We start from the raw sequence: 13405 nt of genomic DNA on the forward strand, positions 1-13405 counted from the left end.
TCGATTATCCGAGTCGCGCCGAGATGGGGCTCCGTGGGCATTTCTGCAATAATACCCGCTAAGGGAAAGCGAAGTTGTTTGGATTGAAACGGTTAGCGCGGATCGGCCTGAAGCGTTCGAGGGGTCGGTCAATTTCGTTCCAGAGATAGTCGCCGGTGAGTGCGATATGAGCCCAGGGAAGTGGTGCGACTTGGGAGAGCAGCTCGGCGGGAATATCGATGCCCTGGGTGCGGACATAATCGACAGCGCGGCTGAGATAGACGGTGTTCCACAGGATAATGGCGTTGACGACGAGGTTGAGACCTGACGCCCGATAGGCCATGGTTTCCGCCACGCGGTTGCGCAGCTCGCCAAGCTGGTGGAGGAAGACCGCCCGGGCAAGGGCGTGACGGCTTTCACCCTTGTTGAGGATGGCATGCGATCTGCGCCGGAGCTTGGTGTCGAGCAACCAGTCGCAGATGAAGATCGAGCGTTCAATCCGGCCCATTTCGCGTAGCGCCTGATTGAGCCGATTTTGCCGAGGCGATGCGGCAAGCTTCTTGAGGATGACGGACGGCGGCACGAGGCCCGCGCCAATCGATGACTTCAGCCGCAAGACCTCATCCCAGTGCTGCTCGATGACATCCATGTTGACGGCTCCCGAGATCAGCGCCCCGAGCGGGTCGTACGCCGCGTCGGGATCGATGACGAAGAGCCTGCGATTGCCGAGATTGCGGATACGAGGAATGAGCCTATAGCCGAAGCCATGGAACATAGCGAATGTCGTTTCGGTCGCGCCGGCGGTATCGGTTGCATGCTCATGGATTTCGACGGAGCTTTCGTTGTGAAGGAGGCCGTCGAGCACGTAGGGCGCTTCGCTCTCGGACGCCTGGATCATCCGGGAGAAGAAGGAGGCGAAACGATTGGACAGGAAGCCATAGACCGAAGCACCTGGTCTTTTGCCGTATTTTGCATTGTATTCGAGGCTGGCTTCACCGCGCCCGCCTGCCGGAAAGAACTGCCCGTCCGAGGAGGAGATATGACCGTCGCCCCAGACCGCGGCGAAGGGATGAGCCTGCTGCGCATCGACCAGCACGGCGGTCGCCGTAGCATAGGTTTCCGAGCGCAGATGCCTATCTACCATCAGCATCATCTGGTGGATCGTGACGCCGCGTGAGCTTTCCGCCATGCGTTCAGCACCGGCGTTGGTGGCGTCGGCAAGGATAGCGGCCATCAGCGCCGGCTCGTCGTTCGCCGTCTCGCCGGTGCGATAGTGTGTGAAGCTGTCAAGGAACCTGGTCCAGCTGTGGACCTCGGCAAGCAGGCTGGTGATCCTGATCCGGGGAACGAGGATGTAAAGACGCCGGCTGAGCGCGACGATCCCGTCACGCTCCTCCTCGCGGATCGGGGAGACCGACAAACCCTTGTCGGAAATAGCCGCATCCGGAATGGCGTTGGCGGCCGCCGCCCTTGCCAGCTCTTTGAGTTTCGCGTCGAGCGTGGCGGTGCGTTCGGCTCGCCATTCGGCAAAGCTGTCAGGGATGGCAAGCCCGAGCCGGCCTTCGGCGCGCATCAGGGCAAAGATCGGTCGAGGCAGAAGATAATCCTCGAAACTGCGCCATGCTCGGCTGCCATCAACCCATATGTCACCGGCCCGCAGGCGCTCCCGAAGGTGAACGAGTACCGCCACTTCCCAAGCCCGAAGGTCGATGGTGACACCGTCCGAGCGCACACGTCGCCGCCACTTGCGCGTCATGAACGCGAACGGCACCTGCGCGGGTAGTTTCCTGCCACTGTAGAGCGCACGCAGATGATCCACTGCCTTCAAAACCGGATCATCGGGACGAAACGACCGGAAAGAGAACGCGCCGAACATGAGCCTGCCCAGCTTTCGCAGCGATTTGTGCCGCTCTATGAGCTCATCGAATTCGTCGCTGCGATCGGGGCGCACGACGGACCTGGCTGCGGCCACGCTGGCGGTCAATCCGTCCCAGCCGAGTGAGACTGCAATTGCGGATGCGAGATCGGTGTTGTTCTCACGGGCGGCCAGAAGCGCCTCGCCAAGCTTGAGATGATCGAGCGCCACCCCATCAAGAATCTCGGCTTCTTTCAGCCGGCGTTCTGTGCGGCTCAGTTCAGCCTTGCGCCGGGTGCTGCCGATCAGTTTGCAGAACATGTCGATCGCAAGGTCGGTGATTGCCGCCTGCCTCTCGATGACGAACGCCGTCAGCGTGGCGTAGCGGCGCTCGGATGTAAGGCGTCGTATCTCACGGGCATGCAGAATGCGGGCGTCCCGGGCGATGATGCCATAGCGGTTGGCATGGATCGTTTTACGTCGCTCATCGGAAATCGCCGCCGAACGCAGAACCTCAAGCCGGGCAATCAGGCCCTTGAGGTTTTTCAGTTTCGTCCCCTCCGGCGCTTCCGCAATCCAGCCGAGATGGCTCCGATCGCCGGACCGATCGATGAGAAGCTGATCAAGCGCCTCGATGGACGGTTGCTCCATGCCCCGGATCAAGCCGCGATAAGCCTGTCGTCGCGCTGCCGCCCGGCCCGCCATCGCCAGACGTATCAGCAGTTCCGGCACAGGAACGAGCAGCTTCCTCTCCTTCAGGGCTTCGATCACGGCCTTGGTGATCGGCTCGCCTTGTTCGGTAGCGGCTGCCTCGCGTGCCGCCGCGGTGATCAGGGATCGATAATCGCTCGCCCGGACGGGCCGGAGATCCAGTGCGACGACAATCTCCCGCGTATGTTCTCGACGGGTTTCCTCCCGCTGGGCATAGAGTGCGAACACCGCAGCGTCGATGCCCAACTGGTCGGCGACAACGGAGACGACTGCCTGAGGCGGAACTTCCCCAGCGCGGAGCGGACGACCGAGATCACGCACCAGGGCGAGTTGGATGGCAAAACCCAGACGATTATGCGATCGGCGATGCGCCCTGGCGAAAGCGATGTCCTCAGCGGACAGCGCATAGCGCGCGAGGGCCTCTTCATAAACATCGGGTGGGTCGAACAGAACGGTGCGCGACTGCGCGTCGAGGAAGGCCATCGGTCACACCCGCTCTCAAACTGGGGGAGCAGGCTCATCTTCTTTGCCCGGTCCGGTCCATCCGGTTCGCCGCAATGTATCGATGAGAGTCGAGCGCGGCACCTTGAATGTCCGACACACCGACGCCTTGCTGGCGCCGGCTTCCAGCGCCGCCAGAATCTGCTCAACCTTTTCGGTGTCGATCGTCGGTGGCCTACCGCCCTTGCGACCGCGCCGGCGTGCCGCCGCCAGTCCAGCGTTGACCCGCTCCGTGATCAGCACTCTCTCGTATTCGGCGAGCGTGCCAAACAGGTTGAACAGGAACGCACCGTGCGAATTCGTCGTGTCGATAGCTTCCGTCAAAGAGCGGAAGGCGACCCCGCGCATCTTCAGATCCTCAACGATTCTGATCAGGTGGGAGAGTGATCGGCCCAGACGGTCGAGCTTCCAAACGACCAGCACGTCACCCTCGCACAATTCCGCAAGGCAAGCCTTCAGCCCCGGCCGATCGTCGCGCGCGCCCGAAGCGCGATCCTGATGCAGGTGACGCTGATCGACCCCGGCCGCGAGCAGGGCGTCGCGCTGCAAGGCAACCGACTGCCGCTCATCACCGCTCGATACCCGCATGTAACCGATCAACATGCACGACAAACCTCAAATTCCGTGTTGCCGCACAGTCTCACATTCCGACAGGGTTTGTCGCGCAAATAATTGCCCAGTCACCCCGTCGATTTCGACCCGCCGAACCGCTACGCGGAAATCATCTGTTTTCCGTCACACCAAAAATCTCTTAGCGGGTAATATTGCAGAGATTCCCACGGAGCCCCGAGATCATGATCCGGTAGCGCCGGCTACCACAATGGAAACCCCACGATTTCAGCGGTTTGGATTCAAGGGGTTGTAGAATCGGAAGAATCGCGGTTTCATGTAACCATGAGTCGAACCGCTATACCGGTAAAAGAGAAGGTAGCCGCCCATCGGGAGCGGTTAAAGGTGGCCGGCCGCATCTATGTGAACACCGATCTTCCCGCCGATCTGGTCGCACGACTTGACCAGATCAAGGAAGCGAAGGGCGTGTCATCACGCGCCCCGATCATCGAAGAAGCTTTGAGGTTCTATATCGAGAACGCACCGAGGACATGAAATGAAAAACCCCTAGCCGTTAGCAGCGGCAAGGGGTTTTCGGATTTCGGAAACGGCTTTGTTAGGACCGCCTGAACAGCCCCTAACATAGTCGAGAGTGAACCACCCGGCAAGAGTGAGTCTCGCCGGGAACGGGGAATCTTTGTCCGCCGTCCGCGCCGTCATGTCCTCCGATTGGAAGGACGAAGGACAGATGTTGAGGACGCAAATTGCGGCCGCGATTGGATGCGCGCGTGCGAACGCGCTTGATGAAATCATGCGGGAGGTCTGGACGCGCTACAGTGCCGGCCAGCTTTCCGAGGAAGACGCCGGCCAGCTCTCCGCGCTCGCCCAGGAGCGCCGGGCCGCATGGCGCGGATCGGGACAAGCCGCGCTTGGCCTAGTCCTGCCTCCCCCGGCCGAGCGTTGCCCGACGCCGGTTCGCCGGCGCAGCTATTTCAAGGGGCGATCGGAGGGCCGTATCTGGCAGGCGACGACGCGCAAGGACGTGCAGGCGATCTTGAAGGCGGCCGAAATCTACAACGAGGCCGGCTTGCACGAGAAGGGCGAGCGCAGCGGCCCGCTCGGATCGGTGGCGCTCGACGTGCTGCGGCTGTTCGTCAATCTGATCGACTTCCGCACCGGCCGGCTGGAGCCGTCAATCACCACGATCATGGACCGCCTGGGCCGGTCGCGGGACACGATCGTGCGGGCGCTGAAGAACCTGCGGGCGCATGGCTTCATCGACTGGCTGCGGCGCTACGAGCCGACCGGGAACGAGGGGCGCGGCCCCCAGGTGCAGCAGGCGAGCAACGCCTACCGCTTGTCCCTGCCGGAAAAGGCCCGGCAGTTTCTTGGCCGGTTTGGAAAGGCCCCTCCCCCGCCTGCGGATCATGGACAGGATCAGCAGGCATGGAGCGAGGCAATCGACGTCTACCGGAGCACCCTGCCCCTCGATGAGCGAACGCAGCTCGACGCTGGTGATAGTCCGCTGGGGCAGGCCCTTGTGAAGATGGCAAAGACCTTCATGAAACGTGAGTCCGATAACCAGACTGAATCCCCCTCTAATTCTATTCTCTATGTGAAAACATAAGCGGACGCCGCTGTTCGGGCCGCTCACGCGACCCTGCGGCGGTTGCGGACCGCGTAATAAGCGGTCCGGCCCGGCACACTCAGAGCAAAATCACCAACCGCCTCGCCTGCGGCCAATGTCGCATGGGCTTTAGAGAGGAAGAAAGGGCAAGAGCTGCGCCTAAAGAAATTAGCTGTTTACTAGCGGCTATTAATTTGCAATAAGATGGCAAGCGGCTGTTTAACCGATTATAAAGTGCACGCAGCTAACATGCTGCTGGTCATTAGATGAGCGGAGGTCGCATGGCGGTCATATCATTTGTTTCGAGCAAAGGCGGGGTTGGCAAAACGACTTCGGCCGTTGTCCTCGCCGGCGAGCTAGTCGCGGCGGGTCGCAAGGTCGCGTTGATCGACGCGGACCCCAACAGGCCCCTTGTAGCCTGGTCGCAGCTTCGCCCGGTTCCGGAATCCCTTCGGCTCATAGTTGATGACTCGGCCGAAACAATCATAGACACGATCGAGGATGCCCGCACCGACGCCGATTTCGTCATAGTTGACTTAGAAGGGACCGCGACCGATCGCGTCGGCTTCGCAGTCGCCCGGTCGGATTTGGTTCTGATTCCGCTGCAAAGCTCGGTTCTCGACGCAGCCGAGGCCGCGAAATCGGTCAAGCTGGTGCGCCAAATGTGGAAGGTGGCGAACCGGGAAATTCCATATCGCGTGTTCTTTACCCGCGTGCCGCCCGCGATCCGCGAGCGGACGGCACGCGACATAGAGCGGCAGTTTACCGGCGCTGCGGTCCCGGTGCTGCCGGCGACTTTGATCGACAGGGCGGCCTATCGGACCTTGTTTTCCTTGGGCGGCACGCTGCACGAGCTGGAAGCGGCCGATGTGTCCGGACTGGAGACAGCCAAGGAAAATGCCCGCGAATATGCGCAAGCCGTCATCAACGCCATTAGGGGAGGGAACGCAGCATGACTGCCGATGACAAGAAACGCGCAACGCTCGACTTTGGCGAGGAACTCAACACGCCGCCAGTGCCGCCCGTTGATCCGAACGCGGTCAAGGCCGCCGCCCGCGCTGCGGGTTTCCGCGAAACTCCGAAAGCCGCCGAGCTATTGCCGTCTTCTCCTGGGCGACCCCCGCGCCGTACTCGGCGTAAGACAGGCCGCACGGAACAGTTCGCAACCCGGCTGAGGGCCGACACTATCGAGGCGATCTATACCTATGCCGACCGCCACGAGATCACGCTTGCCGAGACGATCGAGCGGGCAATGAGCGCACTTGGCGAAGGCGAGCAGTAGCGGTTTCGCTTGTTCGCTTATACAAATTTTGATATAAGGGATTCATGGCTGACATGAAGCGGCTCGAATTTCTCGGGGATTCCCTTGAGCAGTTGCGGGAGTTTCCCGAGACGGCGCGGAAAGAGGCCGGTGTCCAGCTTCACAAGGTTCAGCAGGGTTTTGAGCCAAGCGACTGGAAGCCGATGGCGAGCGTAGGGCAGGGGGTGCGGGAAATCCGCATCCGCGATGAGGCCGGAGCCTTCCGGGTGCTCTACATCGCTAAGATAGAGGATGCCGTCTATGTGCTGCACGCCTTCCAGAAGAAGACGCAGCAGACAGCGAAACGAGATTTGGACCTAGCCGCGACCCGGTTGCGGCAAATCTAGCGGAGGCGTGACAATGGAACGTCAGAGCTTTGCGAATGTATGGGATGCACTGGAAGATACGCCGGCCGAGGCCGCGAACATGACAATGCGTTCCAATCTGTTGATTGCCGTTGAGCAGCGGGTACGGAGTTGGGGCGTCACCCAGGCCGAAGCGGCACGGCGTCTCGGGATCACGCAGCCCCGGCTTAACGACCTGCTGCGCGGCCGGATCACGAATTTCAGCCTCGATACGCTGATTAATCTAGCCACCCAGGCCGGGCTTGCGGTGCGGCTCGATATTGCCGAGGCCGCATAGGCTCGTCGGTAATCCGACAGTCAAGAGGGCGAGGTGTTCTAGTGCAATTTGCACAGGCGCATGCCTGTAACCAGCCCCCGGCCGTCCCTACGGCCCAATATGATAAGAGCGGGCCGGCCGGGGGCTGACCGTCGTGCCGAGCGGCGAAAGCCGCGACCGGACCGGAGGGCCGCCAGTGACAAAGCCCCGGCGCGCAGCGCCGGGACCGCATCTCACTCCAGAGTCACGCCGAGGGTATCAGGGAGACAAAAGCCCATACAGGATCATGCGCGGCGGCGCGCAGCATGTTCTTGAAAGCGCCCCATGCGAGCGTTGCCCGGTTCACGATGTTGCCTCGCCGGCGCTCCCCGCCGTTTGCCCGGCCGGCACGTTGCCGATCAGATCGGCAAAGAGTTCCTTGTCGCCGTCGCGGGTCAGGAAGTCGGGCAGTTCACGCTTGAGCCATTCGCTCAAGCGCCGGGAGAATTCCTCATCCTTGCCGTTCTCAAGGCGATGGAGGACGAGCGCACCCAGCAGTACCTTGCGGCGAGTGTCTCTTGTCCGTTCCTGTTTTCCGAGACGAGCCTTGAGGGCGGATCGCTGCGCATCCAGTTCGGCCAGCCTTTGTTCGATCGTCTTGCGCGCCATCTGACGTTTCCCTCCTATTTCGCGGGGCGGGCGGTAGCCTCACCCTTGAGGCGAACCATGATGATTTTCGGGTTGTCGCCAATGCGCTCGATCTCGACAATGCCGGACGCATCAACCAGATCGGAGAGGCGCGGGAAACCGAAATTGCGAGCGTCGAAATCCGGCGACTGTTTCGCCAGGTGCGCACCGACGCGGGCCAGATTGGCGCGGCCGTCTTCATCGGCCGAGGCGGTGACGGCCTTCGCCAGCATGTCGAGGGCAGCACGATCGAGCGCCGCTTTCGCTGGCGCAGGTTTGGCGGTGGATGCCTTGGGCGCGACAACGGCTTCCGCTTCCTTCTGTTCCCCGGCGGCCGTGTTGAGCACATCGAAATAAACGAACTTGTCGCAAGCAGTAATGAAGGGGCGTGGTGTCTTTCGTTCCCCGAAGCCATAGACGGTGACGCCCTGTTCGCGGATGCGGGCTGCGAGGCGGGCGAAATCGCTATCGCTTGAGACGATGCAGAAGCCGGAGAAGCGGCCGGTATAGAGCAAGTCCATAGCGTCGATAATCATTGCGCCATCGGTGGCATTCTTGCCGGTCGTGTAGGCGAATTGCTGGACTGGCTGAATCGAGTGTTCCAGCAGGCATTCTTTCCAGCCGTTGAGATTGGGCTTTGTCCAGTCGCCATAAATGCGTTTTACGCTGGCAGTTCCATAGTTGGCGATTTCAGCGAGTAGGCCACCGACGATCTTGGGTGAAGCATTGTCGCCATCGATTAGGAGCGCCAATGCCGGGTTATTTTCTATTGCCATATTCTTCACCCTCCAATGGACGCCAGATTATACGAAGACACGCCCGGCTCAAGCGTTTCCCGTCATATCGCCTTGTGGATCTTGAAAAGTCATCGGTTTTGCAGCACAATCGCGGCCTCAGTTCATTGCATCGAGCTTGCCGCAAGCGCCACACCGAGCGACGAAAGAGCGAAGCGATTGAGTTGATAAGGGCGCACTTACGACTTGCTTCGCAAGTCAGTTGCGCCGATCGCAGATCGGAAAAGGGCAGGCAGCGTTTGGCAATCTATCATGCGAGCATGAAACCGGTATCGCGGGCCAGCGGCAGAAGCGCCGTTGCCTCTGCTGCCTATCGTGCCGGCGAGCGCCTGACGAACGAACGCGATGGCCTCACGCATGACTTCACCCGCAAGCAGGGCGTTGAGCATGTGGAAATCGTGTTGCCCGAGGGTGTGAGTGCCGAATGGGCGAAGGACCGCCAGGCGCTTTGGAACGCAGCGGAGTTTGCCGAAAATCGGAAAGACGCGCGTGTCGCTCGTGAGATCGAGATCGGGCTACCGCACGAGCTGACAGCCGAGCAGCGGCTAGAGCTAACGCGGGCGTTCGCCCAGGATTTGGCGAACCGCTATGGCGGGGCGGTCGATTTCGCGATCCATTCGCCGCATTCGGCGAGCGACGTTCGGAATTATCACGCGCACCTTTTGATGACGACGCGCCAGGTCACAGAGGAACGGCTTGGCGAGAAAACGCATATCGAGTGGAAGAATGTGCGTCTGTTGAACGAGGGGTTGCCGACGACGCAAATGCAGCTCCGCGATATCAGACAGTCGTGGGAGCAGCATGCGAACGAGCATTTGGCAAAGGCCGGTCTCGATGTGCGGATTGATCATCGCTCGCATCAGGAGCGCGGACTTGAGCTTGAGCCGACCGAGCATATGGGCGTGCATGCCACGCAGATGCAGCGGCGCGGCCTCGACGTGTCGCGCACCCGGCTTGATGCGGAAGCGGCGCAGCGGAATGCGGAGCTGATCCGGGAGAAGCCGGAACAGGTTCTTGCGATCGTCACGAACGAAAAGAGCGTGTTCGATCGGCACGACATTGCGCGGACACTGCATCGCTACATCAACGACGACGCGCAGACGTTCCAGAATGCCTTTGCGACCGTCATGGCTTCGCCTGCGCTGGTGGAGTTGCAGGGCGAGCGAATGAGCCCCGAGACAGGCGAGATCGAGCTTGCGCGATATTCGACCCGCGAAATGGTCGGGATCGAATCCGGCATGGCGATGAGCGCGACAAGGCTGCACGAGGCGCAGACCCATGGCGTCGATCGGCAGCATGTCGGCCGCGCGATCGACGCCCAAGACGCTGCCATTCGTCAGAGCGCTGGCGATCTTTCGGCACGGCTATCGGACGAGCAGCGGCGCGCGATCGAGCATATCACCGGGCCGGAACAGATCGCGGCGGTTGTCGGCTATGCTGGCGCAGGCAAGAGCACGATGCTCGCGGCGGCGCGCGAAGCATGGGAGGCGCATGGCTACACGGTTCACGGCGCGGCCCTGTCGGGTAAGGCGGCCGAGGGATTGGAGGAATCCTCCGGCATCCAGAGCCGCACGCTCGCGTCGTATGAATATCGCTGGCAGAACGACCGCGGCACACTCGGCCGCGGCGACGTGTTCGTGATCGACGAGGCGGGCATGATCGGGAGCCGGCAGCTCTCCCGGTTCATCAACGAGGCCGAGGCGCGGGGGGCGAAGATCGTCCTCGTCGGCGATCATGAGCAGCTCCAGGCGATCGGGGCCGGCGCACCGTTCCGCGCCATCGCCGAGCAAATCGGCCATGCCGAGCTTTCGGAGATTCGCCGGCAGCGCGTGGACTGGCAGCGGGAGGCGTCGGTTGACTTCGCCACCCATCGGACGGCCGAGGGCCTGGCCGCCTACCGGGATAACGGGAGCATCCGGCTTAGCGAAACGCGGGACGAGGCGCGCGGCGAGATCGTGCGCGACTACCTTGCCGATCGCGACGAACGGCCGGAGGGCACGCGCGTTGCGATGGCACATCGCCGTGCCGATGTTCGCGCCATCAATGACGAAATCAGATCGGCCCTGCAGGAGCGCGGCGAGCTGGCGAAGAGCAGTGTGCCCGGTGAGGGCTCGGACGCTGGTGGACTGACCTTCCAGACCAATGACGGCAAGCGCGAGTTCGCGCCGGGCGACCGTATCGTGTTCCTGGAGAACAATCGCGGCCTTGGCGTCAAGAACGGGATGCTTGGCACGGTCGAGAGCGTCGAGGCTGGCCGGATCGTCGCGCAGCTCGACGGTCCCGGAGGAAAGGGCAGGGGCGACAGTATCAGCGTGCCGACGAACGACTATCGGGCTTTCGACCATGGCTATGCGACGACGATTCACAAGAACCAGGGCGCGACAGTGGACCGCGCCTTTGTGATGGCGTCGGGCACGATGGACAGGCATCTGACCTATGTCGCCATGACCCGGCATCGCGAGGGCGCGCAGCTCTATGCCGGCATGGATGAGTTTGCCGACCGTAACGCCGGTCGTTTGGTCGATCATGGGGCCGCGCCCTATCAGCACGACCCGAAGAACCGCGACAGCTATTTCGTGACGCTGGAAAACGATCGCGGCCAGAAACATACGATTTGGGGTGTGGACCTTGAGCGCGCCATGAAAGAGGCCGCGCCAGAGATCGGGGACAAGATCGGCCTTGAGCATCGCGGATCGGAGACGGTGCGTCTTCCAGACGGGACTACGGCCGAGCGCAATGCGTGGAAGGTGCATGAAGGCGGCGAGCTGGCCTACGCCCAACTTGAAAACCGGCTCAGCCGGTCGGGCGTGAAGGAAACGACGCTCGATTATACCCGCGACTTTGCCGAGCGGCGCGGGATCGCAGAGCAGATGGGGGTTCGCAGCGAGATCGAGCTACGTCCGGACAGAGAGCCGACGCAGGAGCAAACCCGGGCCGATCGTCAATCGCAGCGGCCGAGCATCGAGGCCGAAAATAGGGGCGAGGATCCACACCGGGTTTCTTCGCTGTCCAAGGATCTCGCCCAGGATCGTATTCAGGAACATGGGGACGATCAGCAGCAGCGCCCGCGCCGAGGCATGTTCGAGGGCTTGAAACTCGGGCGGAGCGCGGCGGCTGAAGGGCCGCAGCAGGACCGCGTCGCGCCGGCCCAGGAGCGGCCAGAGAGAGACGAGACTCCCCGGCGCTCCATGTTCGACGGCCTGAAGCTCAATGCCGTCTCAACCGGCCAGGCGCAGCCGGAAAGAGTGGAGAGCGTGCGAGAGGTGCCCGCGCCCGACCGGCAGGCAGACCGCTTGCGGCGGCCGTCCGACATGGAGCGCGCCATAGACCGCTATGCGCGGGCCTATGACGCGGCCGAGCGAAATCACAGTGAGGGCTTGCCCGTACTCGAAACGCAGAAGCAGGAATTGCGGCAGGCCGGCCAGCAGCTCGACCAGGCGCGGCCGGGAGCGTCGGCGCTGATGGTGTCCGCCTTGCAGCATGACCCCGAGACGCGGGCTGCCATGCAGGAGCTTTCCGGCCGCGAGCGTGTCGGCCAACTCAGCGCCGGCATGGACCGGGAGCGCGCCGCACTGGCGGACCCGAACGTCAGGGCCGAACGGTTCGTGCAGCGCTGGCAGGAGCTACAGGGCGAACGCCAGGAGCTTCGCGGTTGGCAGCACGACGAGGCGCGCGGGAAGGTCGAGGGGCAAATGCGCGGCATGACAAAGAACCTTGAGCGCGATCCGCAGGTTGAATCGATCCTGCGCAATCGCAGCCAGGACCTCGGAATCGGTCATGTGCGGCAGAGTGAAAGCCTCGCCCGCAACATGGAGCAGAGCCTTGCACGCGGCCGGAGCCAGGGCCTTGGGATGGAACGATAGGAGACGCCATGACGGACGAGAGCGAGGGTACAGAACCAGACGAGCAGGACGCAGGCAGCGACCCGGCCCAGGCTTTCGATACGTTGCGGCGATCTGTCGAGAAGCTGACGCGCGACGTTGGCGGCGAAATGACCGTCATCCGCAAGGGGGTGGAAGCGGCGTTCGAGGAATTCGAGAAAATCCAGCAGCCGCCCGATTACGGCCCGGAGCTTGGCCGTATGGTCAAGCAGGTTACCGCCGTTGGACAGGCCCTTGAAGCCTTGCAGAAGTCGCCGGCGCTCAGGAATGGCCCCGATCATTACGCCCGCGCGCTCGAGAACGCCGGCGACCGGATTTCGGAGGGTGCTGGGCGCACGATCGAGGCTCGAGGACAAGCCCTCGAGCGCGTGACCGGCGATCTTCGCGAGTTCGTCAGGGCCGCCCGCCTTCGTCGGGAACAGGATTGGTGGCTTTGGGGCGTGGGAGCGGCCGGCCTGGTCGCCGGCGTGCTGTTGACGTTGTTCCTTCCGCGCGTTCTGCCCGGATCGGTCGATATGGCCGTAGCCTCGATCGCCATGAATGCCGACCGCTGGAATGCGGGAATCTCGCTCATGCAGTCGGGAAGCCCAGGAGGCTGGCGCAACCTGGTTGAGGCCAGCAATCTTGTGCGCGCCAATCAGGAGACGCTTGCGGCGTGCGCAGAGGCGGCCGCCAAGGCGAAGAAAGAACAACGTTGCACGGTCACCATGGCAGTGCCTCAGTAGCCTTGGCGCTAGTTCGAGCTGCGTCCGATATTTACGGAATCTATGTGATTTTAGCCGGATTCTTCTGCGGGATGATTTGTATGTCAACGGCGGAGACAAAACCGGCCACGTGGCGGCGCAAAAGTAGGCCAGTGGCGGGGCACTAAGCGCCATGGCGCGTGCGCTCCCCAAATAGCTGGCACGTGCCATGGCGCAT

12 protein-coding genes are annotated in these 13405 nt (G+C 62.3%); 8 read left to right on the plus strand and 4 right to left on the minus strand.

Annotation, left to right across the window (positions count from 1 at the left end):
- Positions 1–58: 58 nt before the first annotated feature.
- Positions 59–3028 (minus strand): Tn3 family transposase, encoded by a 2970-nt coding sequence (locus tag D4A92_RS24970; RefSeq protein WP_072495413.1) that lies wholly within the window; start codon positions 3026–3028, stop codon positions 59–61.
- Positions 3029–3043: 15 nt separating this feature from the next.
- The gene (locus D4A92_RS24975; protein WP_055971942.1) at positions 3044–3649 is read right to left on the minus strand and encodes a recombinase family protein; all 606 of its coding nucleotides are present in this window, start codon (positions 3647–3649) and stop codon (positions 3044–3046) included.
- 351 nt (positions 3650–4000) lie between these two features.
- On the opposite strand from D4A92_RS24975, the gene D4A92_RS24980 reads away from it, so the two are divergent.
- The 6 genes from D4A92_RS24980 to D4A92_RS25005 all read left to right on the plus strand — a co-directional run bounded on the left by D4A92_RS24980 (position 4001) and on the right by D4A92_RS25005 (position 7164).
- Positions 4001–4150 carry a ribbon-helix-helix protein, CopG family gene (locus tag D4A92_RS24980; RefSeq protein WP_246754193.1) on the plus strand — a complete coding sequence of 50 codons (150 nt, stop codon included), beginning with the start codon at positions 4001–4003 and terminating at the stop codon, positions 4148–4150.
- Positions 4151–4343: 193 nt separating this feature from the next.
- On the plus strand, positions 4344–5222 hold the full coding sequence (locus D4A92_RS24985; protein WP_203021292.1) for a helix-turn-helix domain-containing protein: 879 nt from the start codon (positions 4344–4346) through the stop codon (positions 5220–5222).
- A gap of 281 nt (positions 5223–5503) precedes the next feature.
- A complete protein-coding gene (locus tag D4A92_RS24990; RefSeq protein ID WP_203021263.1) occupies positions 5504–6178 on the plus strand; it encodes a ParA family protein in 675 nt (224 codons plus the stop codon).
- On the plus strand, positions 6175–6504 hold the full coding sequence (locus D4A92_RS24995) for a hypothetical protein (RefSeq protein WP_025031073.1): 330 nt from the start codon (positions 6175–6177) through the stop codon (positions 6502–6504). The genes D4A92_RS24990 and D4A92_RS24995 overlap by 4 nt, the downstream gene beginning before the upstream one ends.
- 53 nt (positions 6505–6557) lie before the next feature.
- Complete coding sequence (locus D4A92_RS25000; protein ID WP_025031074.1) at positions 6558–6869, plus strand: type II toxin-antitoxin system RelE/ParE family toxin; 312 nt, start codon at positions 6558–6560, stop codon at positions 6867–6869.
- 13 nt (positions 6870–6882) lie between these two features.
- The gene (locus tag D4A92_RS25005) at positions 6883–7164 is read left to right on the plus strand and encodes a helix-turn-helix domain-containing protein (protein WP_008878354.1); all 282 of its coding nucleotides are present in this window, start codon (positions 6883–6885) and stop codon (positions 7162–7164) included.
- 321 nt (positions 7165–7485) lie between these two features.
- Here D4A92_RS25005 and D4A92_RS25010 read toward each other — a convergent pair whose 3' ends face one another.
- Positions 7486–7791: a hypothetical protein gene (locus D4A92_RS25010; RefSeq protein WP_025031075.1), complete on the minus strand. Its 306-nt coding sequence runs from the start codon at positions 7789–7791 to the stop codon at positions 7486–7488.
- 14 nt (positions 7792–7805) lie between these two features.
- Positions 7806–8585 (minus strand): NYN domain-containing protein, encoded by a 780-nt coding sequence (locus tag D4A92_RS25015; RefSeq protein WP_094543838.1) that lies wholly within the window; start codon positions 8583–8585, stop codon positions 7806–7808.
- 257 nt (positions 8586–8842) lie between these two features.
- On the opposite strand from D4A92_RS25015, the gene traA reads away from it, so the two are divergent.
- Positions 8843–12466, plus strand: a complete 3624-nt coding sequence (gene traA / locus D4A92_RS25020) for a Ti-type conjugative transfer relaxase TraA (RefSeq protein WP_203021265.1) — start codon at positions 8843–8845, stop codon at positions 12464–12466.
- A gap of 8 nt (positions 12467–12474) precedes the next feature.
- Positions 12475–13209, plus strand: a complete 735-nt coding sequence (locus tag D4A92_RS25025; protein WP_046797718.1) for a DUF6118 family protein — start codon at positions 12475–12477, stop codon at positions 13207–13209.
- Positions 13210–13405 lie beyond the last annotated feature (196 nt).

Source organism: Rhizobium rosettiformans (assembly GCF_016806065.1).
Lineage (GTDB): Bacteria > Pseudomonadota > Alphaproteobacteria > Rhizobiales > Rhizobiaceae > Allorhizobium.

What these genes read in the sequence shown, in the direction of transcription:
- D4A92_RS25005 (WP_008878354.1), top strand. Translation starts at nt 6,883, where the DNA reads ATGGAACGTCAGAGCTTTGCGAATGTATGGGATGCACTGGAAGATACG.
- D4A92_RS25015 (WP_094543838.1), bottom strand. Translation starts at nt 8,585, where the DNA reads ATGGCAATAGAAAATAACCCGGCATTGGCGCTCCTAATCGATGGCGAC.
- D4A92_RS25000 (WP_025031074.1), top strand. Translation starts at nt 6,558, where the DNA reads ATGAAGCGGCTCGAATTTCTCGGGGATTCCCTTGAGCAGTTGCGGGAG.
- D4A92_RS25025 (WP_046797718.1), top strand. Translation starts at nt 12,475, where the DNA reads ATGACGGACGAGAGCGAGGGTACAGAACCAGACGAGCAGGACGCAGGC.
- D4A92_RS24985 (WP_203021292.1), top strand. Translation starts at nt 4,344, where the DNA reads ATGTTGAGGACGCAAATTGCGGCCGCGATTGGATGCGCGCGTGCGAAC.
- D4A92_RS24990 (WP_203021263.1), top strand. Translation starts at nt 5,504, where the DNA reads ATGGCGGTCATATCATTTGTTTCGAGCAAAGGCGGGGTTGGCAAAACG.
- D4A92_RS24970 (WP_072495413.1), bottom strand. Translation starts at nt 3,028, where the DNA reads ATGGCCTTCCTCGACGCGCAGTCGCGCACCGTTCTGTTCGACCCACCC.
- D4A92_RS25010 (WP_025031075.1), bottom strand. Translation starts at nt 7,791, where the DNA reads ATGGCGCGCAAGACGATCGAACAAAGGCTGGCCGAACTGGATGCGCAG.
- D4A92_RS24995 (WP_025031073.1), top strand. Translation starts at nt 6,175, where the DNA reads ATGACTGCCGATGACAAGAAACGCGCAACGCTCGACTTTGGCGAGGAA.
- D4A92_RS24975 (WP_055971942.1), bottom strand. Translation starts at nt 3,649, where the DNA reads ATGTTGATCGGTTACATGCGGGTATCGAGCGGTGATGAGCGGCAGTCG.